General features: G+C 40.6%; 22 protein-coding genes. 1 reads left to right on the top strand and 21 read right to left on the bottom strand.

Annotation, left to right across the window (positions count from 1 at the left end):
• Nucleotides 1-33: 33 nt before the first annotated feature.
• From mutS to cysK, 20 genes are all read right to left on the bottom strand, one after another.
• Nucleotides 34-2,598, bottom strand: a complete 2,565-nt coding sequence (gene mutS, locus BO219_RS02800; protein WP_077428327.1) for a DNA mismatch repair protein MutS — start codon at nt 2,596-2,598, stop codon at nt 34-36.
• A gap of 75 nt (nt 2,599-2,673) precedes the next feature.
• Complete coding sequence (locus BO219_RS02795; RefSeq protein WP_004890648.1) at nt 2,674-3,210, bottom strand: outer spore coat protein CotE; 537 nt, start codon at nt 3,208-3,210, stop codon at nt 2,674-2,676.
• Between the two features lie 159 nt (nt 3,211-3,369).
• Complete coding sequence (locus BO219_RS02790; RefSeq protein WP_006323460.1) at nt 3,370-3,801, bottom strand: YlbF/YmcA family competence regulator; 432 nt, start codon at nt 3,799-3,801, stop codon at nt 3,370-3,372.
• A gap of 1 nt (nt 3,802) precedes the next feature.
• Nucleotides 3,803-5,383, bottom strand: coding sequence for a tRNA (N6-isopentenyl adenosine(37)-C2)-methylthiotransferase MiaB (miaB, locus tag BO219_RS02785; RefSeq protein ID WP_077428326.1), 1,581 nt, complete (start codon nt 5,381-5,383; stop codon nt 3,803-3,805).
• A 117-nt stretch (nt 5,384-5,500) separates the two neighbouring features.
• A complete protein-coding gene (locus BO219_RS02780; RefSeq protein ID WP_004890656.1) occupies nt 5,501-6,367 on the bottom strand; it encodes a 2-oxoacid:ferredoxin oxidoreductase subunit beta in 867 nt (288 codons plus the stop codon).
• A 2-nt stretch (nt 6,368-6,369) separates the two neighbouring features.
• Nucleotides 6,370-8,106, bottom strand: a complete 1,737-nt coding sequence (locus BO219_RS02775) for a 2-oxoacid:acceptor oxidoreductase subunit alpha (RefSeq protein ID WP_006323457.1) — start codon at nt 8,104-8,106, stop codon at nt 6,370-6,372.
• A gap of 202 nt (nt 8,107-8,308) precedes the next feature.
• Nucleotides 8,309-9,268 carry a dipeptidase gene (locus tag BO219_RS02770; RefSeq protein ID WP_077428325.1) on the bottom strand — a complete coding sequence of 320 codons (960 nt, stop codon included), beginning with the start codon at nt 9,266-9,268 and terminating at the stop codon, nt 8,309-8,311.
• A 48-nt stretch (nt 9,269-9,316) separates the two neighbouring features.
• Nucleotides 9,317-9,577, bottom strand: coding sequence for a stage V sporulation protein SpoVS (gene spoVS / locus BO219_RS02765; protein ID WP_003181955.1), 261 nt, complete (start codon nt 9,575-9,577; stop codon nt 9,317-9,319).
• Between the two features lie 126 nt (nt 9,578-9,703).
• A complete protein-coding gene (locus BO219_RS02760; protein ID WP_077428324.1) occupies nt 9,704-10,498 on the bottom strand; it encodes a TIGR00282 family metallophosphoesterase in 795 nt (264 codons plus the stop codon).
• A 97-nt stretch (nt 10,499-10,595) separates the two neighbouring features.
• The gene (gene rny, locus BO219_RS02755) at nt 10,596-12,152 is read right to left on the bottom strand and encodes a ribonuclease Y (protein WP_004890666.1); all 1,557 of its coding nucleotides are present in this window, start codon (nt 12,150-12,152) and stop codon (nt 10,596-10,598) included.
• A 212-nt stretch (nt 12,153-12,364) separates the two neighbouring features.
• Nucleotides 12,365-13,402 (bottom strand): recombinase RecA, encoded by a 1,038-nt coding sequence (gene recA / locus BO219_RS02750; RefSeq protein ID WP_006323432.1) that lies wholly within the window; start codon nt 13,400-13,402, stop codon nt 12,365-12,367.
• 107 nt (nt 13,403-13,509) lie between these two features.
• A complete protein-coding gene (locus tag BO219_RS02745; RefSeq protein ID WP_077428323.1) occupies nt 13,510-14,742 on the bottom strand; it encodes a competence/damage-inducible protein A in 1,233 nt (410 codons plus the stop codon).
• 22 nt (nt 14,743-14,764) lie between these two features.
• Nucleotides 14,765-15,343, bottom strand: coding sequence for a CDP-diacylglycerol--glycerol-3-phosphate 3-phosphatidyltransferase (gene pgsA / locus BO219_RS02740; protein WP_004890673.1), 579 nt, complete (start codon nt 15,341-15,343; stop codon nt 14,765-14,767).
• 29 nt (nt 15,344-15,372) lie between these two features.
• Entirely contained in the window at nt 15,373-16,248 is an 876-nt protein-coding gene (locus BO219_RS02735) for a helix-turn-helix domain-containing protein (RefSeq protein WP_077428322.1), read from the bottom strand.
• A gap of 9 nt (nt 16,249-16,257) precedes the next feature.
• Nucleotides 16,258-17,049, bottom strand: coding sequence for a DUF3388 domain-containing protein (locus tag BO219_RS02730; protein ID WP_077428321.1), 792 nt, complete (start codon nt 17,047-17,049; stop codon nt 16,258-16,260).
• Nucleotides 17,050-17,228: 179 nt separating this feature from the next.
• Nucleotides 17,229-17,477, bottom strand: a complete 249-nt coding sequence (locus BO219_RS02725; RefSeq protein WP_004890680.1) for a DUF3243 domain-containing protein — start codon at nt 17,475-17,477, stop codon at nt 17,229-17,231.
• Nucleotides 17,478-17,542: 65 nt separating this feature from the next.
• On the bottom strand, nt 17,543-18,256 hold the full coding sequence (gene ymfI / locus BO219_RS02720; RefSeq protein ID WP_077428320.1) for an elongation factor P 5-aminopentanone reductase: 714 nt from the start codon (nt 18,254-18,256) through the stop codon (nt 17,543-17,545).
• A 6-nt stretch (nt 18,257-18,262) separates the two neighbouring features.
• Nucleotides 18,263-19,543 (bottom strand): EF-P 5-aminopentanol modification-associated protein YfmH, encoded by a 1,281-nt coding sequence (gene yfmH / locus BO219_RS02715; RefSeq protein WP_077428319.1) that lies wholly within the window; start codon nt 19,541-19,543, stop codon nt 18,263-18,265.
• On the bottom strand, nt 19,540-20,817 hold the full coding sequence (gene yfmF, locus BO219_RS02710; protein ID WP_077428318.1) for an EF-P 5-aminopentanol modification-associated protein YfmF: 1,278 nt from the start codon (nt 20,815-20,817) through the stop codon (nt 19,540-19,542). The genes yfmH and yfmF overlap by 4 nt, the downstream gene beginning before the upstream one ends.
• A gap of 46 nt (nt 20,818-20,863) precedes the next feature.
• On the bottom strand, nt 20,864-21,781 hold the full coding sequence (cysK, locus tag BO219_RS02705; protein ID WP_077428317.1) for a cysteine synthase A: 918 nt from the start codon (nt 21,779-21,781) through the stop codon (nt 20,864-20,866).
• Between the two features lie 144 nt (nt 21,782-21,925).
• Here cysK and BO219_RS02700 point away from each other — a divergent pair, with 144 nt between their 5' ends.
• A complete protein-coding gene (locus BO219_RS02700; protein WP_077428316.1) occupies nt 21,926-22,291 on the top strand; it encodes a rhodanese-like domain-containing protein in 366 nt (121 codons plus the stop codon).
• Between the two features lie 12 nt (nt 22,292-22,303).
• Here BO219_RS02700 and BO219_RS02695 read toward each other — a convergent pair whose 3' ends face one another.
• Nucleotides 22,304-24,448 carry a DNA topoisomerase III gene (locus BO219_RS02695; RefSeq protein ID WP_077428315.1) on the bottom strand — a complete coding sequence of 715 codons (2,145 nt, stop codon included), beginning with the start codon at nt 24,446-24,448 and terminating at the stop codon, nt 22,304-22,306.
• Between the last annotated feature and the right edge of the window lie 14 nt (nt 24,449-24,462).

Genomic DNA, 24,462 nt, shown 5'->3' with positions numbered 1-24,462 from the left:
AGCTTACGAATTTTCCCCACGTTTTCCCTCCTTTCACTTTAATAATTTTTGAATTTCGTATAATTTATTCATTGCTTCTAACGGTGTCATATCAAGCAAATTAAGAGATTGGATACGCTTGATCACTTCTTTTTCTTTTTTCGATGCACTTGAGCGCCCTTCGTCGTGTTGTTCTTCAAACATGCTTAACTGCTCAAACTGCTTTCTATTTTCTTTAACGATCGGTGTTGCATTTGTCTCAAATTCCCGCAAAATTTGCTCCGCCCGCTGAATTAAGTCTAACGGCAGCTTCGCTAATTGCGCGACATGAATGCCGTAACTTTTATCCGCCGGACCTTCTTTAATTTGATGCAAAAAGATAACGTTACCATTTTCTTCAACTGCACTCACATGCACATTTTTTAAACGCGGCAATTGTTGTTCAAGTGCTGTTAATTCATGATAGTGGGTACTAAATAGCGTTTTAGCGCCGATACGATCATGAATATATTCAATCATCGCTTGTGCAAGCGCCATCCCATCGTATGTGGATGTTCCGCGACCAATTTCATCAAACAAGATGAGGCTGTTTTGTGTTGCGTGAACGATTGCATGACGCGCCTCAAGCATTTCTACCATAAACGTACTTTGCCCGGCAACTAAATCGTCAGCCGCTCCAATGCGCGTAAATACTTGATCAAAGATCGGTAATACCGCTTCCTCCGCCGGGACAAAACAACCAATTTGTGCCATGATCGCCGTTAATGCGATTTGACGCATATATGTGCTTTTTCCAGACATATTCGGACCTGTAATAAGCAACATTTCTCGTTCAGCATCCATATAACAATCGTTTGGAACATAAACATTTGCTCCTAACACTTTCTCTACAACGGGGTGTCGTCCTTGTCGAACGACAAGACGGCGATCATAAGAAAACTGCGGTTTACAATAATTATATTTTTCACTAACCGTAGCAAAACATTGTAAAACATCTAATTGGCTCATGTATTTCGCTAATTTTTGTAAACGAACAATATATTGTTTCACTTGTTCACGTATAGAAACAAACAGTTCGTATTCAAGTTCCATGCTTTTTTCTTCTGCTTCCAAAATTAGTGCCTCTTTTTCTTTTAGTTCTTTCGTCACAAAACGTTCAGCATTCGCTAACGTTTGTTTACGTTCATATCGACCCTCTGGCAATAAATGTAGATTCGCTTTTGTTACTTCGATATAGTATCCAAATACGCGATTGTAACCAATCTTTAATGATTTAATTCCTGTTACTTCTCTCTCTTTTGCTTCCAATTGCGCAATCCATGTCTTTCCATTACGACTAGCATCCCGGAAGCGATCTAACGTTTCGTTATAACCATCTTTAATGATGCCACCCTCTCTCACGGAAAGCGGTGGGTTTTCCTCAATTGCTTCTTCCAACAATTGAACAAGTTCTTCACATGCATCTAAATGTTTTGCAAATGATTGAACGTGATCATCTTGAATTTGCATAAGAAGTGAGGAAATGAAAGGTACTTGTTTTAACGACTTTTTCAATTGAATTAAATCACGCGCGTTCACATTTCCAAACGCCACACGCCCAGCTAATCGCTCCAAATCATATACACTGCGAAGATATTCGCGTAATTCTTGACGCTCGAAATAATGGATCAACAGTTGTTCAACAAAATGCCATCGCTGTTCAATTTTTTCACGATCTAATAACGGACGATCAATCCATTGCTTAAGTAGACGTCCACCCATCGCAGTCATCGTTTCGTCCAGAAGCCAAAAAAGAGAACCTGTTTTTCCTTTACTCCGAATCGTTTCCGTCAACTCTAAATTACGTTTAGAGTACATGTCGATTTTCATATGTGCATCGACTTCGTACAGCTCGACCGGCTGTAAATGATCTAAATGTCGCTTCTGTGTTTTTACTAAATAATTTAATAATCTCCCAAACGTCACGAGTAATTTTTCTTGTTTCAAATGTGAAACAATAGATGTACAATCAAGCGGAATGGTTGTTTCATCTTCATACGAAATGGTAAGAGCATATCTTTCTCGCAATAATTCCCATTTTTCTTGATACGCTGTTGGAACGACTATTTCTTTCGCGCCAATAGAATAAATTTCATTGAGCACATCTTCAAATGCATGGAGCATCGTCATACGACTTTCTCCAGTCGTTAAATCTGCATATGCAAATCCATACGTACCATCCTCAAATGATGTCAATGAAGCTAAATAGTTATTTGCTTTGTCTTCCAGTTGCTTCCCTTCCATAACTGTTCCAGGGGTAATGAGTTGAACGACTTCGCGTCGCACAACCCCTTTGGCAGTTTTCGGGTCTTCAACTTGTTCACAAATCGCAACTTTATATCCTTTCTCAATCAAACGTTCAATATACATCGCGGCTGAATGATAAGGTACACCGCACATTGGCACGCGTTCTTCTCCGCCCCCGTCACGACTAGTAAGCGTAATTTCTAGCTCTTGTGATGCTTTAATCGCATCTTCAAAAAACATCTCATAAAAATCACCGAGACGAAAAAATAAAAAGGCATCTTTATATTGTGATTTAATTGCTAAATATTGCTGAATCATTGGTGTATAAGCCATGACCTTTCCTCCAACGTCCGAAATCTTGACTTCAATTATTATAACAAAAAATAAAAACTAGGAAGAACAAACTTCCTAGTTTTTATTGCTTCCTTCTTGAAGAAGCTCTTCATCTAACTGTTCTAATTCAGCTTCAATATCCTCATCGACTTCTTCAGATGATGTATCAACGACCGCAATCCGTACTTTTGTTTCCCCGATGACCTCAGCGATGAACTCTCGCTCTACTTCCACAGTTACCTTATTTCCAGTTGAAGCAATCGTACATTCTAAACAATTTGGTTGCTGAACAACACGTGCAATCACTTCTTGTTCTTCGCTAATGAGTTCTTCGTTACGATACTTCAACGGAATGACATCGGTATAAGATACCGTTTCTGTGAGCACTTCCGTTTTTGTATTATCGTTGTACGAATACCAAACATTCACATCATACTTTCCATGAATTTCAACACTACGATCCACTTTTTTCGCTTCGTACCGATGATTAATAATCCAACAACCGAGCACGCTCGTTGGACGATGTTGCGCGGAAACGGTATGCGTCGATTGCGTAAACTTTCTCCCTTTTCCAACAACTGCCTTTGTAATAATTTCTCTGTATTGGGACATGAAACAAACCCTCCTCAAAAATGCATTGTTCATTTTATCCTATGCACGAAAAAACTAAAAGTGTACATAAAAAAACAATCATTCCGTATAGTTCATTGTATGCAACTTGTTCGAAATATGTGACAAAAATAAAAAAAGAGCCCATGTGAAATGGACTCTTTAATGGCAATGGCCGCAATGGCTATGTTTCACTTGGGCACCCGTTTCTCCTCGTAACACATCGCCACCTGTCGATGTAATAATTTCATCTGTCACCGTCTTTGAAATCGTGGACGCAACAAGCTGCAACAAATCATTAATTTCTACTTGCGATTGTTTAAATTGTTCTACAATCGGAATGTCTGATAGCTGTTCGTAAATCTCATCAATTTCTGCTTCTACTTTTTTTAACGCTTCAACTTTTCCGTAATGTTGCAAGTTTACGGCTTGTTTTTGTAACGATTTAATTTTAGCAATCATCGTGCGTACTTTTTCATTTTCATGAATTTTGGCTTCTGCTTGTTTAAAAATCTCTACTTCTTCCGTTTCAGCAATCATTTTAGCTAATTCTTTTGCTTTTTGGACGATGTCATCCTTTGTATATTTCGCCACGTTATTTCACCTCGATCGTTTCTTCTACCATTTCTCCATTTAATGTCCATGTTTTTGCTTCTGTAATGCGCACGTTTACAAGTTGACCGATCGCAGACTTAGGTCCAACGAAGTTCACAAGCTTGTTTTTACGTGTGTATCCAGCGAGAACGTCTGGGTTATTTTTACTTTCCCCTTCTACTAATACTTCGACAACTTGTCCCTCATATTCCTTCATTTTTTTCGCAGAAATTTCGTTTACTAATGCGTTTAAGCGTTGTAAACGTTCTTTTTTCACTTCCATTGGCACGTTATCAACCATTTTTGCTGCCGGTGTTCCCTCACGTGGCGAGTAAATAAACGTAAATGCAGAATCAAATTCGACTTCGCGATAGAGCGACAACGTTTCTTCAAATTGCTCATCTGTTTCATTCGGGAATCCGACAATAATGTCTGTTGTAAGCGCCACACCTGGAATGGCTTCTTTAATTTTACGAACAAGCTCTAAATATTGTTCACGTGTATATTTACGCGCCATCATTTTTAACACTTCACTACTTCCCGACTGTACAGGCAAGTGAATGTGCTCAACTAAATTTCCACCTTTTGCTAACACTTCGATTAAACGATCATCAAAATCACGTGGATGGCTTGTTGTAAAGCGAATGCGCGGAATATCAATTTTGCGCAGTTCGTCCATTAAATCCCCAAGACTATATTTCATATCAGTAAAATCTTTTCCATACGCATTCACGTTTTGTCCTAAAAGCGTAATTTCTTTATACCCTTGTGCAGCTAAGTGACGTACCTCTTGAATAATATCTTCTGGACGACGGCTACGCTCTTTACCGCGTGTATACGGAACGATACAGTACGTACAAAACTTATCGCAACCGTACATAATATTAACCCACGCTTTAATATTTCCTTTGCGCACTTTCGGCAAGTTTTCGATGACATCGCCTTCTTTTGACCATACTTCAACAACCATTTCTTTTGACATATAGGCTTCTTTCAAAATATACGGAAGACGATGAATATTGTGCGTGCCAAAGATCATATCAACGTATTGGAATTGCTTCAAAATTTTATTGACGACTGATTCTTCTTGCGACATACAGCCGCATACCCCAAGCAATAAATCCGGGTTATTTTGTTTGAGTGGCTTTAAATGTCCAATTTCTCCGAATACTTTATTCTCTGCATTTTCACGAATGGCACACGTATTTAACAAAATGACGTTGGCATCCTCTGGGCGATCCGTTGGTTCATAGCCGAGCGCCATAAAAATTCCAGCCATCACTTCTGTGTCATGTTCATTCATTTGACAGCCGTACGTACGAATGTAAAATTTACGACCGTTCCCCATGCCACGAAACTCTTCTGGAATGGAGAAATCTTTATGATATTTCACTTCCTCTTTTCCACGTTTTTTCGCTTCTTTTAAAGATGGAGGAACAAATACAGTTGAAAAATATTTTTCATAGTCTTGACTCGTTTTTTGCTTGAGACGTTGCAAATTTTCATCCAAAGCGGATTTTTTGTCCGTTGGATGATCTGTTTCAATTTGTGCTGTGTACTGTAAACGTTGTTTTTCGTTCATCATAATTCTCCTTTCTTTTGTTCATAGACGCACACTAACATAGTATATTATTTTCTGGACTTTTAAACAATGTTTTTTCCATGAAAAAGAGGATGGCTTTCACCACCCTCTTTTTTCTTACATAAACTCAGCCACAAGCTGATCAAATTTTTCCTTGCTCATTGCTAAATCTGCTTCTGCCAATGGTTTTTCGCTATAACCAGGCACAAGATCTTGATATGATTTGCGCTCTTTATTTTGATAAATGAGCCCTGTAACAAGCCCTTTATGTTTCATCAACGTTTGCATCGCCATTTCGCGGTTAGATGGATCATATCCTTCAATGGAGCTCAAGCTCGTTAAATTGTCTTTAAACCAATCATATGTGTTTACTTTATTGTACGTGACGCACGGGCTGAATACGTTAATGAGCGAGAATCCTTTATGTTTTATGCCTTCTTCGATTAATTGCGTCAACTCTTTTAAATCACTAGAAAAGCTTTGAGCGACGAATGTAGCCCCTGCTGTTAACGCCATCTCCATAATCGACAACGCTGGCTCAACCGATCCTTGTGGTGTACTTTTCGTCTTAAATCCGACTTCACTACGTGGCGATGTTTGCCCTTTTGTTAAACCGTAAATTTGGTTATCCATAACGATGTACGTAATGTCGATGTTACGACGAATCGCATGGATCGTGTGCCCCATTCCGATCGCGAATCCATCTCCGTCACCACCAGCAGCAATGACAGTCAAGTCACGATTGGCCATTTTTACCCCTTGAGCAATTGGAAGTGCCCGACCGTGAACACCATGAAAACCATACGAATTAATGTAACCAGAAATACGTCCAGAACAACCAATTCCAGAGACAACAACAAGCTCATGTGGTTCAAGTCCAACGTTGGCAGCCGCACGTTGAATAGCTGCTTGCACAGAAAAGTCACCACAACCTGGACACCAGTTCGGTTTAATGTTATTTCGGAAATCTTTAAATGTCGCCATGTTTAAAACAACTCCTTGCATTTTGTATAAACTTCGTGCGGTAAGAACGGGTTGCCATCATATTTCAACACGTTAAATACTTTCTCAGCATGTCCAACGTTCATTTTTAAAATGTTGGCAAGTTGTCCTGTTGCATTATTTTCAACAACAACAACTTTTTTTGCTGATTGCACAAGTGGCAACATTTCTTCCGTTGGGAACGGATGAATGAGACGAACGTGAGCATGATTCACCTTGATGCCATCTCGCTCTAGACGTTCCATCGCTTCCTCAATCGCTCCACGCGTTGAGTTAAACCCAACGATTAACACATCGGCTTCTTCATGCTTCACATGTTTATGAACTGGTGTCGGGAATTGAATATGTTTCAACTTGCGCAGACGCTTATCCATTTGTGCAATACGGTTCGCTGCTACTTCAGAAGGACGGCCTGTTTCATCGTGCTCAACGCCCGTCACATGGTGAATACCGTTTTTCATTCCTGGTAATACACGCGGTGACACGCCATCTTCCGTCACTTCATATCGTTTAAAACAACCTTTGTCTGGAATTTCAGGGAGTTCTCCCGTAACAAGTTTGCCACGACGAATTTCAATTTTATCGTATTCTAGCGGCTCAACTGTTTGTTTACCTAACGAAAGTTGCAAGTCTGTTAAAACGATGACTGGACATTGATACTCTTCTGCAATGTTAAACGCTTCAACCATATCGTAAAACGCTTCTTGTACAGTACTTGGCGCCATGACTACTTTCGGAATTTCTCCATGTGTTCCATAAATCATTGCCATCAAATCGGACTGTTCTTGTTTCGTCGGAAGACCTGTACTCGGACCACCACGTTGCGTATCAACAATGACAATTGGCGTTTCTGTAATTCCAGCTAATCCGATCGCTTCCATCATAAGCGAAAGACCTGGTCCGGCCGAAGCTGTCAACGTGCGAACACCCGCATAGTTCGCACCAATAGCCATTGTACAAGCTGCAATTTCGTCTTCTGTTTGAATGACTGTACCACCAAATTGCGGAAGCTTCTTAATTAAGTATTCCATGATCTCTGACGCTGGGGTAATTGGATACGCTGCCATAAAACGAGCGCCACCCGCAAGTGCACCAAGCGCAATCGCATCGTTTCCAATCATAAACATTCTCTTTTTGCCGTCCGCCTTCTCAAGTTGCATGAGTTGAATGTTGTCACCAAGTTGTTCACGCATAAACTGAGCGCCCGCTCTGATCGCTTCCATGTTTTTGGCAACAACCTGCTCGCCTTTGCGACCGAAAATCTCCTGAACGACCCCTTCATATACGCTAATATCGAGACCGAGTACAGCGCTAGAAGCTCCGACTGCCACCATGTTTTTCATTAATGCTGTTCCTAATTCTGTTGCAATATCTGTAAATGGAACCGCATACAGCGTAGCTCTTGACTCATCCGGAATCGTCGGATTAAACTTTGCATCGGCAATGACGATCCCACCTTGACGTAACTCGTGAAAGTTAAAATCAATTGTTTCTTGGTCAAAAGCTACTAATATATCAAGATCATCGGCAATCGAACGAACTTGCGTTGTGCTAACACGAATTTTATTGTTCGTATGACCACCTTTAATACGAGATGAAAAGTGGCGATAACCGTATAAGTAGTAGCCTAGTCGGTTGAGCGCAATGGAGAATATTTCTCCCGTACTTTCAATACCTTCCCCTTGTTGTCCTCCAACTTTCCATGAAAGTTGACTAATCATGTCTTACACCCCTTTAAAGTTCCATCAATTGTAACGTAACATTGTACGATTATAAGTGTAGCACTTTTCCAGAAAAAGCTCTACCATTTCGCTTAATAAATTTTTTGAAAAATTTCATTTACTAAACGCTTTCATTCTAGCCCTATTGAAAAAAAATTGCAACATATTTGTTACAAAAATGTGAATTTTTCTTCCGAATTTTTTATTGCGGGATTCGCTCATAAAAATTACAAAACAAAAATTTTCTCACTTGTTCCTCTTTAAAATGCTTCAGCAATTCATTAATGAAATGGGTATAATGCGAAACATTAGCTAATTGGTCAACCGTTTCAAAAATGCCATCGAAGTCAGATCCAAACCCGATATGGTTTTCCCCGCCTAACGAGCAAATATAGTCGACATGACGCAATACATCTGTCACTGTTGTCGTTTGCGTATCATGACGTAAAAACTGCGGAACGAATGTCACACCGATCACCCCATTTTTCTTAATCAAAGCTTGAATCTGGTCATCGCGCAAATTGCGTGGGTGCGGGCAAAGCGTATACGCATTTGAATGTGAAGCAATCGGATAATGAGCCAATTCAATGACATCCCAAAACGCTCGTTCACTTAAATGTGACACGTCTGTCCAACATTGTTGTTCGTTCAATAAGTGGACAACTTCTTTCCCGAATTTCGTTAAACCTCCTCCTCGTTGCTCTAGTGCTCCATCCGCTACCATATTGGCGTCATTCCATGTTAAACCAACAGAACGAACACCAAGGCGAAGAAGTGTGCGCAGTTGCGTTAAACTTTCGCCAATGGCTTCACACCCTTCTAACGTAAGCATCGCTCCAATTTCACTCGGTTGTAGTTGATCGATTTCTTTTTTTGAACGAACCACTTTCATATTTGGCTGTGACACAACTTTCTCATAAAAATAATCAATCATCTCTAAAGCTACAAAAAAGCGCGATTCTGGCCTTACGTGTTTTGGGATGTAAATAGCAAATCCTTGTACTGTTACACCCGCCTGCTGCAATCCATCGTACGTGACATGTAGCGATGAGCTTCGCTCAAACGATACATCTTGGTCACAAAATAGTTGATATAAAACGTCACAATGAGCGTCAAATATACGCACAACGACCCCTCCATACGAAAATTCGCTCTGTAGCATATGATAAAAATAACCTGTTTGCTATACAAGCAAACAGGTTTATGTGCATTAACGCGGTTCAACAATAAGTTTGATTGCTGTCCGCTCTTCTCCATCAATTTGAATGTCTGTAAACGCAGGAATACAAATGAGATCGACTCCGCTCGGTGCTACGAATCCTCGCGCGATCGCTACTGCCTTCACGGCTTGATTTAATGCACCTGCACCGATCGCCTGAATTTCAGCTGCACCGCGTTCTCTTAGCACGCCAGCAAGTGCACCAGCTACAGAATTAGGATTAGACTTTGCTGAAACTTTTAATATTTCCATTTCTAGCTCCTCCTTGTTTCTAACAATTGCTTGTAAAAAATTCGTACTGTTTACTATATATTCACCTCTGTTCACTCGTATTCCTGCTATTTATATGTATTTTTTAGAAAAATCTAAAAAGAGAGACTAGTCGAAATATGGGTGGTCATCATTAATCATAATTCGTTGAATTGATTTCGTTCTCCCGCTTTTTTCATCTATATCGATAAGCACAGCATTCAACTGCGCGCGCCCCGTCGTCACTTCGAAACGAACCGGCAAGCCCGTTAAAAATTTACGTAATACTGCCTCACGATCCACACCCAAAATGCCATCGTAAGGACCTGTCATACCGACATCAGTAATATAACCGGTGCCGTTTGGCAAAATACGAGAGTCCGCTGTTTGAACGTGTGTATGCGTACCAACGACAGCGCTTACTCGCCCATCTAAATACCATCCCATCGCTTGTTTTTCACTCGTTGCTTCCGCATGAAAATCTACAAGAATGACAGGGGTTCGTGAGACCGCCATCTCTACTAATTCATCTGCTTTTTTAAACGGGCAATCAATCGCTGGCAAAAACGTTCTTCCTTGCAAACTGATGACCGCAACCTCATATCCCTCTACTTGAATAAATACAATTCCTTTTCCAGGTGTACCTGCTGGAAAATTCCCTGGACGAACAAGTACTTTCGCTTGATCAATAAACTCAAATATTTCACGATTATCCCATGCATGATTCCCAAGGGTTACTGCATGCACCCCTATCTCTAAAAAGCGCCGATATATTTTTTCTGTTATCCCTTTCCCACCAGCAGCATTTTCACCGTTGACAACAATCACATGTGGTTTATATTTTGCTTTTAGCTTCGGTACGTATTCATCAACCATTTTTCTTCCCGGTTGTCCTACGACATCACCGATAAATAATAGTTTCATCATATTACCCTTTCTATACCCATGATTTCTATTTTTCAGTTTCGCACAAAACGAAGCGTTTATCAATACGAAAAGCTACTCCAAACGAGGAGTAGCTTTATTTTGCATATTCAACAGCTCGCGTTTCGCGGATTACTGTAACTTTAATATGACCTGGATAATCAAGCTCTTCTTCAATGCGCTTGCGAATGTCACGCGCCAAACGATGCGCTTCCAAGTCATCGATCATATCTGGCTTTACCATAATGCGAATTTCGCGTCCAGCCTGAATCGCATACGACTTTTCAACACCTTCATATGATTCAGCGATTTCTTCAAGTTTTTCAAGTCGACGAATATAGTTTTCTAACGTTTCGCTACGGGCACCTGGCCGAGCAGCAGATAATGCGTCTGCAGCAGCAACAAGCACAGCGATAATAGACGTCGGCTCCGTATCACCATGATGGGAAGCAATGCTATTGATAACGACCGGGTGTTCTTTATATTTCGTTGCGAGCTCTACACCAATTTCAACATGGCTTCCTTCCACTTCATGGTCAACAGCTTTTCCGATGTCGTGAAGAAGACCTGCTCGTCTTGCAAGCATTTCATCTTCCCCTAACTCAGCTGCCATCAAACCAGCTAAGTACGCAACTTCCATCGAATGTTTAAGAACATTTTGTCCATAGCTTGTACGGAATTTCAATCGGCCTAAAATTTTAATTAAATCCGGGTGCAACCCGTGAACACCCACTTCGAACGTTGTTTGTTCTCCCACTTCACGAATATGTTCATCCACTTCTCTTCGCGCTTTTTCAACCATCTCTTCAATTCGCGCCGGATGAATGCGCCCGTCTTGAACAAGTTTATCTAACGCAATCCGTGCCGTTTCACGACGGATCGGATCAAAACCTGATAAAATGACTGCTTCCGGCGTGTCATCAATAATGAGATCAATACCTGTTAACGTTTCCAACGTACGAATGTTACGTCCTTCGCGTCCAATAATCCGACCTTTCATTTCGTCATTTGGCAAGTTTACAACAGATACGGTCGTTTCGGCAACATGGTCAGCAGCACAACGTTGAATAGCGAGCGATAAAATTTCTTTTGCTTTTTTATCGGCTTCTTCCTTTACTTTCGCTTCTGCTTCTTTGACCATGAGCGCGATTTCATGAGAAAGCTCTTTTTCTACACGATCTAAAATGATTTGTCGTGCTTCTTCACGAGTCAAGCTAGAAATACGCTCAAGCTCTGCTTGTTCCTTTCGAACGAGTTCTTCCACTTTGCTTTCCATCTCTTCAATATGCTGTTGTCTTTCATTGAGAGAATTCTCTTTTTTCTCAAGCAACGCTTCCCGTTTGTTTAAAGATTCGTCCTTTCGATCGAGATTCTCCTCCTTTTGTAACAAGCGGTTTTCCTGTTTTTGTAATTCACTTCTTCGTTCGCGAATTTCTCGTTCTGCTTCCACGCGAAGTTTGTGAATCTCATCCTTTGCTTCAAGGAGCGCCTCTTTTTTCAATGCGTCTGCTTCTCTTTTCGCTTCTTCAATCATTTGCTTGGCAGCTGCTTGTGCACCGCCAATTTTTGCCTCGGCAATGGATTTACGAACAAAAAAGCCAACAACTGCACCGACGACTAGGGCAAGCAAAGCGGAGATGATCGTTTCACCCATTATCCTCACCTCCTCTTGCTATAAATTCGTTACTTCATCAATGTCGGCATGTACATTGCACCCATTCAACATACACTTCAAAATTGTCAAATATACATGTACATTTTAAAGGTGACCTTCCATATTGTCAAGGCTTGTCATTCCGGGAAAGCGCTTCATATGGTTGAATTTTCTAAAATAAAGAAAAAAAAAGAGACACAACGTGCCTCTTTTTACTCTAAGAAGTCTAAATCATCTTCACGCACAGGTGGCGCCGATACACCTGTCGTAATGCCATAATGTTGGCGAATTTCACGTGCAATTTCTTCCATGATATGTGGATTTTCTTTTAAAAATTGTTTCGCGTTTTCTCGCCCTTGTCCTAGTCTCTCATCTTTGTATGAATACCAAGCACCACTTTTTTGGATGATGTCGAGTTCAGCACCCATATCAATAATTTCGCCTTCTTTTGAAATCCCTTCCCCATACATAATATCTACATCTGCGGTTTTAAATGGTGGCGCCACTTTATTTTTAACGACTTTAATTTTCGTTTTATTTCCAACCATGTCGTTACCTTGCTTGATTTGTTCAGCACGACGCACTTCTAAACGAACAGACGCATAAAACTTCAATGCGCGACCACCAGGAGTTGTCTCGGGGTTCCCGAACATAACCCCCACTTTTTCCCTTATTTGGTTAATAAAGATAGCGATCGTTTTCGATTTGTTGATGGCGCCTGATAATTTACGTAGCGCTTGGGACATGAGCCGTGCTTGTAGTCCAACGTGAGCATCGCCCATTTCCCCTTCAATTTCTGCTTTCGGAACAAGGGCTGCAACGGAGTCAATAACAATAATGTCAACCGCTCCACTGCGCACAAGCGCTTCAGCAATTTCTAACGCTTGCTCTCCTGTATCAGGCTGTGAAAGCAACAATTCATCAATATTAACACCTAACTTTTCAGCGTAAACAGGATCTAAAGCGTGTTCTGCATCAATGAACGCCGCTTGACCACCTTGCTTTTGTACTTCAGCAATCGCATGAAGGGCAACTGTCGTTTTACCCGAAGATTCTGGACCATAAATTTCAATAATACGCCCGCGCGGATATCCTCCTACTCCAAGCGCAATATCAAGTGCAAGAGAGCCGCTTGATACAGTCGAAATTTGACGATCTGTTTGCTCTCCTAGCTTCATAATAGAACCTTTTCCAAACTGTTTCTCAATTTGCTTTAACGCCTGTTCTAATGCTGCTTGACGATCGTTCAAAGAAACTCCTCCTTTATACTTACAAAAAATAAAGCAGTGACTGCTACTTATTACTATACATGTTTTCTGTTTATTTGCCAAGAAAAAAACGAATAGATGTTCGTAAATCAATGCAACAATTGTAGTAAATAATAACAACCATATTTTGCAGTACGCATCCGAACGGCTTGACGATCACCGGATAATGTAAGTGCAAACGTTTTTGTCCCTCGTTCTGTGGCAATCCCTATCCATACTGTTCCTACTGGCTTCCCTTCCAAATCGTCCGGTCCTGCGACGCCTGTAAAGCTTATACCGATATCACTTCGACAAAGTTTTCGAACATTTTCCGCCAACGATTGTGCACATCGCCCGCTCACTGCCCCCTCTGTTTGTAATATTTCTTTCGGCACATGAAGCACATTTTCCTTTATTTCATTTGTATAACATACAACCCCTCCTGCTATGACAGAAGAAGCTGTCGGAAGAGCAGTCATTTCCTTTAAAAACAACCCCCCCGTTAAGCTTTCAGCAACAGCAAGTGTCTTATCCTTTTCTTTTAACGTAGCTAACAGTTTGCTAAACAACGTTTCATCATTGTAACCGTAAAAATAAGGGCGAACACGCGCTAAAATATTTTCCTCTACCTCGTCAATCAGCCGCTTCGCTTCTTCTTCACGTTCATGCTTTGCTGTCAAGCGGAGAGTCACTTCACCGTCAGACGCAAGTGGAGCAATCGTTGGATTCGTTTGCGCATCGATCAAATCTTCAATTTCTGTTTCTAGCTGTGATTCCCCGATATGAAAGAAGCGAAGAACACGTGAAACAATTTTTTCGCGAACGTGACGCTTTTGCAATAAAAAAGGACGTCCATATTTCATGAACATCGGTTGCATTTCTTTTGGCGGCCCCGGAAGAAGCATATACGTCACATGATCAACAACAAGTGCCATTCCAGGAGCCATCCCATGTTCATTTTTTAACACGTGACTTCCTTCTAACACAAGCGCCTGTTTTCGATTGTTTGGGGACATCGGACGATTTGTTTTTGAAAAATAATCACAAATGGATTGCCATGCTTCTTCGTCTAAAACGAGCGATTTATTTAACATCTTTGCAATCGTTTCTTTTGTTAAATCATCTTTCGTCGGTCCAAGTCCCCCCGTAAAAATAATCAAATTCGAGCGTTGCTTTGCTACTTCAATCGCATGTGTAAGCCTTTGAGGATTATCTCCAACAACCGTATGGTAATATACATCTATCCCTATTTCAGCTAATTGTTGAGATAAAAATTGAGCATTTGTATTTGCAATTTGGCCAAGTAAAAGCTCCGAGCCAACGGCGATAATTTCTGCTTTCATCCTTCTCCCATCCCCTTTTTATTTACTTCGAATGACGAAATGCGTGTTTATTTTTAACAAAGTAATCCCATCCTGACCAGATTGTGAAAATGAGTGCAATCCATAAAGAAATGTCCGCAAACGGAAACGACAGCAGGGAGAAAGGAAGATTGTGCAAAAGAAGGGCGGCGATCGCTACAATTTGCGTCCACGTTTTAATTTTTCCAAGCATGTTCGCTGCCACCACTTCCCCTTCCCCTGCTAACACAAGCCTCAATCCGGTTACCGCAAATTCACGACTAATAATAACAATGACCATCCACGCTGGCGCCAAATCCAATTGAACGAGCGCAATGAGCGCAGCCGATACAAGCAATTTATCTGCAAGCGGGTCAAGAAATTTTCCTAAATTCGTTACTAACCCATATTTTCGTGCATAGTATCCATCAATCCAGTCTGTTGTTGATGCAATAATAAAAATAAGCGCAGCAACAGCGTGTGTCATCGGCAATTGCTCTGTTCCGATTTGAATCATACCTAGGTCAATCGGTGCCAAGAGGAAAATTAGGAAAAAAGGGATAAGTAGCATTCGTGCAATTGTAATTTGATTCGGTATATTCACAGTACTAACCTCCAACACGTCATACAACATCATTGTTTTTTATAAACAATCGTAATATCTTGACGCACGTGATCACTTGGATTAACAGGGTATTGAAGTGTTTGTCCATTTATTTTCACTTCTGTATTTAATGTTTGACCGATGACTAATAAAACTTCTGTTTCGTTCGTCAAATCGAACGTTTCAGCTTGATTAGCATACATCATTTTGCGCGTGAATGCTTTTCCTTTCCCGTTTTTCACTTCAATCCACGCATCACCCTTTGTTGCAATGTCAATGATCAACTGTTCCCCCGTGACTTCAAGTGTCGATTTTCGACCGTTCGTGTCTACTACTTTAATCATTGCTGTCGATGGTTGCTCTTGCTCTTTTTCTAGTTGTTGTTCGTTCTGTTTTTCAGATTGTTGTTCATTTTGTTTTTCAGGCTGTTGTTCGTTCACCTGCTCAGATTGCTCAAATTCTGTCTCCTCATTTATCACTTGCTCTTGCGGTTGTTCATCCATCGTTCGGTTTTGAAAGAAAAACCATAGAACAACTGCTACTCCAACAGCTAACATACCGATTAAAATTTTGGGGAGGATATTCAGTACTTTTTCACCTTGTTCTGATAATTGTCGCGATTTAACACGCGATAATTCGCCAGGAAGTTCTTCTTGCTGGGCATTTGGAATTTCGTTTGCGTATTGTTCAAACAGCTCTTCGGGATCAAGGCCGACCGCTTCAGCATACTGACGAATAAATGCGCGAACATAAAACTTCCCAGGCATAATCACATAATTTCCTTGTTCAATTGCGATCAAATATCGCTTTTGAATTTTAGTGATTTCTTGTAAATCATCTAAACTCATATTGCGCTGTTCTCTCGCTTCTTTTAAACGCTTCCCTAACTCTGTCAACGGAAACACCTTCCATCTTTAAAAGTCGATATTCGAAAAACCGTCGTTGCCGAAGAAAGAAGATTGGGCAACAAGATCGTACGTAATTTCCTCATCTGCATCATGACGCAATTCAATAATATAATCAAAATCATCAAGTTTATATTCCGTATGCCTTACAAAAATATCGGGATGTTCAATCACTTTCGTTGCTGGCAAACGCATTAACTCACGAATCAGTTGCCAATGTCGCTCGTTTGAACGACGTGTTGATACAATCCCATCAACAATAAATACATTATTTTCGTTATACTCATCTTCAATTAATTGGCTACGGACTGTTTGCTTAATTAACGTAGATGAGACAAATAGCCAACGTTTATTCGCACATACGCTCGCAGCTACGATGGATTCCGTTTTTCCAACACGCGGCATACCACGAATGCCAATTAACTTGTGACCTTCTTGTTTAAATAACTCGGCCATAAAATCGACAAGCAATCCTAATTCGTCACGAACGAACCGAAACGTTTTCTTATCATCGGCATCACGCTGAATATAACGCCCATGCCGAACAGCGAGACGGTCGCGTAGCTTCGGCTCGCGCAACTTCGTCACCGTGATATCTTCCATCGTTGCCAAAATGGATTGTAGCCGTTCAATTTGCTCATGGCTTTTGCATAACAAAAGCATCCCTCGACGTGAATCGTCCACTCCGTTAATTGTGATGATGTTGATGGACAACATACCAAGTAGCGATGCAATATCCCCCAACAATCCCGGACGATTGATATGTATTTCATATTCTAAATACCATTCTTTCTTTTCCATATACCCCTTCTCCCCTTTACGTTACACGATACGATCCTAAAGCAACGCTTTGTCGAAACACGCATGTATGTTTATTTTACCATCTGAATGCGAGAATGAAAAGGACAGACAACCGTTTTTTGTGAACAGATAAACATAGTAAAACAAGCTGGCGAATGTCACCAGCTTGCCCATATTACTTACTTATTTTGTACAAGTTTAATCATCATGTTGGCTATTGCATGTTGCTCTTGCTCATTTGCTACGTGCCACAAATCAGCAAGTACACGCTCTTCCGGGTTTTTCGGATCGACTTGTTTTGCCAAGTAGTCGCCAATCTGATAAGCGATATCCGAAATGACTTGTTGGTTCATCCCTTGCGCTTCCGCTTGATGAAGACGATCAGCTAAAAAGCTTTTCCATTGCTCAAAATTATCAAGAACAGACATATGCAAACCTCCTTGAAATTCGTTTCAAGAACAGTTTGCCTTATGAAACAAAAAATTATGCTTGCTTAACAATACCAACCGCCATTGACGGATAAAATTTGTCCTGTAATATACGATGCATCGTCAGAAATTAAAAACGATACCGCTTTAGCTACATCTTCTGGTTTCCCGATTCTCCCGAGTGGAATCTCGTTCGCTAACGCTTCTAACTCCTCTGCAGTAAACTCCTGAAGCATCGGTGTATCAATGGCTCCTGGAGCAATGGCATTTACTCGTATGTGGCTTGGCGCAACTTCTTTCGCTAACGCTTTGACGAACGTATTTTGCGCGCCCTTCACCATCGAATACAATACTTCGCATGACGCCCCTGTGAGTCCCCAGATCGATGAAATGACAACAATTTGTCCGCGACGTCGCTGAATCATAGAGGGCAACAACCGTTTCGTCAATAAAAACGGACTTGTCACATGCAACTGTACCATGCGCTCGACTTGTTCGTCAGTCATGTCCGTCACCAGCCCATATGTACTCATTCCACTATTATGAACGAGCACGTCAATTGGATGAAAAAGAGACGACACTAACGTATCGACCCCAGAAGGATGAGATAAATCGGCCTGAATGGCATATATGTCTGTTGATAATTGCTTCATTAAAGATTGAACAGATTGTTCATTTTTGTAGTAATGTAAATACAATCCATACCCATCTTTTGCGAGCTGTCTGGCAATTTCCTGTCCAATTCCTCCACTCGCTCCTGTAACTAAAGCATATTTCATCACATTTCACCTTTTCGGAACAACTTGGCATACCGTAAACTGTTCGGGTACAAAACATTCACGGGCTACCGCTTTTATATCATCCGATGTCAATGATTGTAACGCCTCTACAACATCGAATAAACTCATTTGGTCGAATGCGTAACGAGTAAATTGATTCGCAATATACTCAAGCGAATTCAACGATCGTAAAAACGAGCCAATTTTTTTTCTTTTCATCCGCTCCACTTGTTCATCACCAATATCGGAAAACTGCACAAGAATGCGTTGAATTTCTTCTGCTAATTGATCAGGGTATAATGTGTCGCCACCAATTAAACCAAACCCAAAATCACTTTCTTCTGTATAATCAACCATAAATGTTTCATCAATTAATCCTTGTTGATATAGCCGCTCATAGTGCGATGAACTTTTTCCAAACAAATGATCAAGCAATAATCCCATCGCGCATTCATGCTTTAATTTTTCTTTTCCTTTTGTATATACATTTTTCGCCTTTATACCAACGAGACATTTAGATGTCTGTACATTCATTTCAATGACATGTTTTTCACGGGCGACATGGGATGGTTCTTCATGGTGAAATCGCTCAATGTCTGTTGGCGAACGGAACGTTTTTTTTGCTTGATTTGTGCGAATTTGTTCGAGTATAGTCAATGGATCAACTGGACCGGTAACAAACAACAACATATTACTCGGGTGATAAAACGTTTCATAGCATTCATACAATAAGTCTTTCGTAATATGTGAAATCGACTCCACTGTTCCTGCAATATCAATTTTTACAGGATGATTGTGATACATGCTTTCAATTGTTCCGAAATATAGACGCCAATCCGGGTTATCGTCATACATACGAATTTCTTGAGCGATAATCCCTTTTTCCTTTTCGACTGTTTGCTCTGTAAAGTATGGTTCTTGAACAAAATCAAGTAAAGTTTCTAAGTTTTTTTCTACATTTGTCGTACTCGAAAATAAATAGGCGGTGCGTGTGAAAGATGTAAAAGCGTTCGCTGATGCCCCTTGCTTACTAAATATTTGAAATACATCGCCATCTTCTTTTTCGAACAATTTATGCTCTAAAAAATGAGCGATGCCATCCGGCACTTTTTTCATACTCGTTTTTCCATATGGAGTAAAATAGTTATCCACCGAACCGTATTTTGTCGTAAACGTTGCATATGTTTTATTGAATTCTTTTTTCGGTAAAATGTAAACATCTAATCCGTTGTTTAATCGCTCATAAAATAATTGTTCTTGCAACTGATCGTAGCGAATAATCTTCATTTTTTCTCACCTTCCTTCTCTGTTAAAAAATAAATTGTATCTAATTCAATTTTTTCACCTATACGAACAATATCCTCATACGTCACTTTTTCAATCGCTTCTAACCACTCATCTAATGGACGTTGCCGCGTCGCGATGACGTTATGATAAGAAATTTCAATCATTCCACGCGCTGTATCAACCGTTTCTAATAATTGATTACGAATGACTGCTTTTGTTTGAATAATTTCCTCATCGCTAAATTGCCCGTTACGCATCGCCTCTGCCTGAGCATGAATAATTTCAAGTGCACGCTCATAATTGCTCGGTTCAATTCCTGCCATGACCATCATCATTCCTTGGTGACTTTCGATACGCGAAGCTGCATAATAAGCTAAACTTGCCTTTTCGCGCACATTCATAAACAATTTTGAATGTGCAAACCCACCGAAGATCCCATTCCATACTTGTAACGCATCGTAATCTGCATCGTTGTATGTCGTATTTGTTCGATAACCAAGATGTAGCTTTCCTTGTTTCACATGTTGTTTTTCTATAACTTCTTGCACGCTTGTTCGTTTTGTTATCGTTGTCGTTTCAGTTGAACGTAAAGAACGAGCTTCTAACGGAAAACGTTCCACAACATCATGTTCTACGTCCGTTAACGCCACATCTCCGACAATGTATAAGTCTATTTCATCGTGTTTCAGCATGTGTTCGTAATGTTTATATAAACGTTTAGCATCAATTGTATCAATATCGCTCAGTTTACCGTGAACATCGAGTGCATAAGGCGAACCTTTATACATCTCTTCGATGAGTCGATGTTGAGCGTATCGCATTTTATCATCAAACAACGATTGTATTTTTTGTTTCAATGCCCGTTTTTCTTGCTCAACAATCGCAACAGAAAATCCACCTTGTTCAGTAAGTGGGCGAAATAGTATGTCGCTAAAGAGGGTCAACGCTTCCCGTAATAGTGAAGATGTGGTGCCTAAAAATTTTTCGTTTGCCACATCCATTCGAATCGTAATAATATGATTTTCCCCTTTTTTCGCTAAATCGACTTGTAACGTAGCACCATATAGTTCGTCTAAATATGTACGTAACGCTTTCATCGACGGATGTCGCTCGGTAGCGTTTTGTAACACATACGGAATAAGAGCTCGCATCGTTACATCTCGTTCACATAACGGCGCTTTCATCTTTAATACGAGCGTATTCGTCTTATATTTTTTCGTCGGAATGACATGAAGACGAAGACCTCCTATTGTTTTTACTTCTTCTCGGAACATACAATCACTCCTTTTTATTTCATAGCCTCGACAATTTTTCTCTCTCTTATCCGTTAAATAAATCGGAGGACAAATATCGCTCTCCTGTATCTGGTGCCATACAAAGCACACGTGCGTCTTTCGGGAGAGTTCGCGCCACTTGAACCGCACAAAAGGCAGCTGCCCCAGCTGAAGCCCCCACTAAAATCCCCTCTTCTGCAGCTAATCGCCGCGCCATCATCTGTGCTTCTTCATCTTTGACAAGCAAAATATCATCATACACCTTGCGATTTAAAATAGGCGGAATAAAACCTGGTCCAGTGCCTGGAATTTTATGCGGCCCCGGTTGCCCACCCGAAAGGACGGGAGACCCATATGGTTCCACAACATAAATGCGTAAATGAGGGAATGTTTTCTTCAACTCCTCCCCTGTTCCTGTTACCGTCCCCCCTGTTCCTGCTGTAAGCACGAACGCGTCAATTCCTTCTGGAAATGCCTCTACAATTTCAACTGCTGTACTTATTCGGTGAGCATCTGGATTTGCTTTATTTTCAAACTGCATGGGTATAAAGCTGTTTGGAATACTCTCCGCAAGCCGATATGCTTCATCAATCGCCCCTTGCATGCGCAAAGCTGCAGGGGTTAAGTGAACTTCCGCACCATATGCTTTTAATAAATTCACCCGTTCCTTTGTCGCATTATCTGGCATCGTGATGATGCAACGATAACCTTTCGCTGCGCATACCATCGCTAACCCAATTCCTGTATTCCCTGATGTTGGTTCAATAATCGTGCTTCGAAAAGGGACAATTTTTCCCTCTCGCTCGGCCTGCTCAATCATTCGTTTAGCTGCACGATCTTTTACACTTCCACCTGGATTGAACGACTCAAGCTTTATATATACACTTGCTCCCTCCCGAAAAACAACCCGATTGAGCTTAACAACGGGCGTATTTCCAATCAAGTCGATGATAGATCCGCACATGCTCTCTCCTTCTTTCCATGTAAACCTTTCTTCCTATTGTACTACATATAGACATAACAATGGTGTCGAAACGTTTGAAGAAATCGAAAAAATAAGCTAGAATACACATATGGGTATTTGATTATATGCGGAGGCGATAATTTCATGCAAAAATGGTTTTCTTTTTTATTTACATTTCTTTTCATCATAAGCGGATGTGCACAAAACCGTTATACAAACATTTCTGTCGATGAAGCTGCACAAATGATGCAAAAAGAGGACGTTGTTGTGCTCGATGTCCGTACAGAAGAGGAATATGCTTCCGGTCATATTCCTGGAGCTATTTTATTACCTTTACAACATCTTCCAGATCGTGTAGATGAACTGAACAAAAACAAGACGTATATTGTCGTTTGTCGTTCCGGTAATCGCTCAGCGCAAGCAAGCGAATTGCTAGTAAAAGAAGGCTTCTCAAGTATATATAATATGACCGGCGGTATGAATGAGTGGAAAGGCGAAGTTGAAAAATAGGAGGGAAGCCTCCTATTTTTCAAACGAAAACGATATACGTTTTTCTTTTTCATCCCATATAACCGCAGCATTAAATGTGTTTTCTCCCTTTTTAAACCCTTTGATAACACTCGTTTTTCCTTCTGCTAATAATTTTTTGACGTTTGCTTGTGAGATCGATTTGCCCAATATCGTTTTTGAAATAGTAAATGAGCACTTTGTTTTTGCATAGTTGACACAACCGTAAAACGAACCTTTATCAATGACCGAGCCCCCACAAAGCTTGCAAACCCCGACATGTTTTCCGATCGTTGTTTTTTTCTTCTGCTGAATCGAAGTGGTATCTAGTCCTTCAAATGACCAATGATTTGCCACTTGTACCGCATCGGCCACAATTTTCGCTGCCAATTTTTTCACTTGTTCCATAAATGCTGTGGCCGATGCTTTTTCTTCGCCAATTTCACTTAATCGTTGTTCCCATTTTGCTGTCATTTCAGGAGACGCCAAAAGGTGCGGGCCGATTGCGTCAATCAATACTTTTCCTTTATCAGTTACATATACTTGATTATTTTTTATCTCAATATAATTTCTCTGTTTTAGCGTTGTAATAATGGAGGCGCGGGTAGCTTCCGTCCCAAGTCCTTCTGTTTTCGCTAATACTTTCTCCAGTTGTTCGTCATCTAAAAACTTCCCTGCTGTCTTCATTAACGTGATCAGTTCGCCTTCTGTATATCGCTTTGGCGGCTGTGTTTTTCCTTCTTTCACATACACATCATATACCATTCCTTTTTCTCCACTTTGTACATTCGGTAAAAGTTGTACATCATCATCTTGTGACATAAGGACGTCCCGCCATCCTGCTTGTATTTGTTTCTTTCCTTTTGAAATAAAGCGAGCACGTCCATCGACAACGGTTACAATCGTTGTATAATCAAATATAGCTTCTTCACTATGAGCAGCAATTAATCTCCGAACGACAAGGTCGTAAATATTTCGCTCATCCTGACTTAACTTTGTCAAATTCGGCACTTGTTCAGTTGGAATAATGGCATAATGATCTGTTACCTTCTTTTCGTTTACATAACGTTTATTATGTAAAATCGATTCGTGAACGAGTGGAAAATAAGGAGCATACTCTTCCTTTTGTGAAAGTTGTTTTAAGATATGTGGAAATGTTTCCGCTTCTCCTTTAGTTACATATTGTGAATCGGAGCGTGGATACGATACATACCCCTTTTGATATAGTTTTTGTAGTATATCTAATGTTTTTTGCGGCGAATATTTAAACCGCTTGTTTGCCGCTGCCTGCAATGTTGATAAATTAAACAAAAGCGGTGGTAAAAATGTTTTTCGCTCACATGTAACTTCTGCTACCTCTACTTGTTTTTGTCTGCAAAACGCGCTCACTTTCTCAGCAAGCTCTCGATCGTATGTGCGCGTCTCATTTTCGTGCCACCACTTTCCTTCGTATCGTTTTCCGTCCACATCAAATGTAGCAACAACTTCCCAAAACGGCTCCGAGCGAAACTGTTCAATTTCTTTTTCTCTTCTCACAATTAGAGCAAGCGTTGGCGTTTGTACACGTCCAACGGAAAAGACATCGTTCATTCCCTTTTGTTTCAATAAAATCGTATACACCCTCGAGGCGTTTATACCGACAAGCCAATCCGCACATGTTCGCGCATACGCTTCCTCGTATAAAGGACGTGTCTGTTTTTCATCCAACAACTGACGAAATCCTTGTTCAATAGCTTTCGGTGTTAAAGATGAGATCCAAAGCCGTTTGATCGGTTTTTTTACACCACTCATGTAAATAATGTTTCGAATGATTAATTCTCCTTCTCTCCCTGCATCACCAGCATGAATAATCTCAATCACTTCTGGCTTACGAAGCAATTGTTTAATGATCGCAAACTGTTTCGCCTTTTTTCGATCAATCTCGTACTGAAAACGATCTGGAATGATTGGTAACGTATCAAGTGTCCACCGCTTCCAACTTGCTTCATACGTTTCCGGAGGAGCTAATTCAAATAAATGTCCAACTGCCCATGTCATATAAGCACCTTTCGGAAACAGCTCATTCGGTAAAATTTCAATATATCCTTCTCGTTTTTTTGTTTGAAAAATCGATGCAAGCGTCTTCCCTTGATCAGGTTTTTCAGCAATAATAACTTTCATTTTTTCACCCCTTG

The sequence above is a fragment of the Anoxybacillus kestanbolensis genome (assembly GCF_001996285.1).
Classification (GTDB): Bacteria; Bacillota; Bacilli; order Bacillales; family Anoxybacillaceae; genus Anoxybacillus; species Anoxybacillus kestanbolensis_A.
The sequence above is the reverse complement of the archived record's forward strand: the minus strand, read 5'-3'. Positions and strand labels throughout refer to the sequence as shown.

Coding starts and splice junctions, on each gene's coding strand:
- BO219_RS02700 (WP_077428316.1), top strand. CDS start 21,926: ATGCAAAAATGGTTTTCTTTTTTATTTACATTTCTTTTCATCATAAGC.
- spoVS (WP_003181955.1), bottom strand. CDS start 9,577: ATGGAAATATTAAAAGTTTCAGCAAAGTCTAATCCTAATTCTGTAGCT.
- BO219_RS02780 (WP_004890656.1), bottom strand. CDS start 6,367: ATGGCGACATTTAAAGATTTCCGAAATAACATTAAACCGAACTGGTGT.
- cysK (WP_077428317.1), bottom strand. CDS start 21,781: ATGTGCGGATCTATCATCGACTTGATTGGAAATACGCCCGTTGTTAAG.
- yfmF (WP_077428318.1), bottom strand. CDS start 20,817: ATGTTCCGAGAAGAAGTAAAAACAATAGGAGGTCTTCGTCTTCATGTC.
- rny (WP_004890666.1), bottom strand. CDS start 12,152: ATGGGTGAAACGATCATCTCCGCTTTGCTTGCCCTAGTCGTCGGTGCA.
- yfmH (WP_077428319.1), bottom strand. CDS start 19,543: ATGAAGATTATTCGCTACGATCAGTTGCAAGAACAATTATTTTATGAG.
- miaB (WP_077428326.1), bottom strand. CDS start 5,383: ATGAACGAAAAACAACGTTTACAGTACACAGCACAAATTGAAACAGAT.
- BO219_RS02795 (WP_004890648.1), bottom strand. CDS start 3,210: ATGTCCCAATACAGAGAAATTATTACAAAGGCAGTTGTTGGAAAAGGG.
- BO219_RS02770 (WP_077428325.1), bottom strand. CDS start 9,268: ATGCTACAGAGCGAATTTTCGTATGGAGGGGTCGTTGTGCGTATATTT.
- BO219_RS02695 (WP_077428315.1), bottom strand. CDS start 24,448: ATGAAAGTTATTATTGCTGAAAAACCTGATCAAGGGAAGACGCTTGCA.
- mutS (WP_077428327.1), bottom strand. CDS start 2,598: ATGGCTTATACACCAATGATTCAGCAATATTTAGCAATTAAATCACAA.
- BO219_RS02745 (WP_077428323.1), bottom strand. CDS start 14,742: ATGAAAGCAGAAATTATCGCCGTTGGCTCGGAGCTTTTACTTGGCCAA.
- BO219_RS02725 (WP_004890680.1), bottom strand. CDS start 17,477: ATGTCTGTTCTTGATAATTTTGAGCAATGGAAAAGCTTTTTAGCTGAT.
- BO219_RS02730 (WP_077428321.1), bottom strand. CDS start 17,049: ATGGAAAAGAAAGAATGGTATTTAGAATATGAAATACATATCAATCGT.
- ymfI (WP_077428320.1), bottom strand. CDS start 18,256: ATGAAATATGCTTTAGTTACAGGAGCGAGTGGAGGAATTGGACAGGAA.
- BO219_RS02760 (WP_077428324.1), bottom strand. CDS start 10,498: ATGAAACTATTATTTATCGGTGATGTCGTAGGACAACCGGGAAGAAAA.
- BO219_RS02775 (WP_006323457.1), bottom strand. CDS start 8,106: ATGATTAGTCAACTTTCATGGAAAGTTGGAGGACAACAAGGGGAAGGT.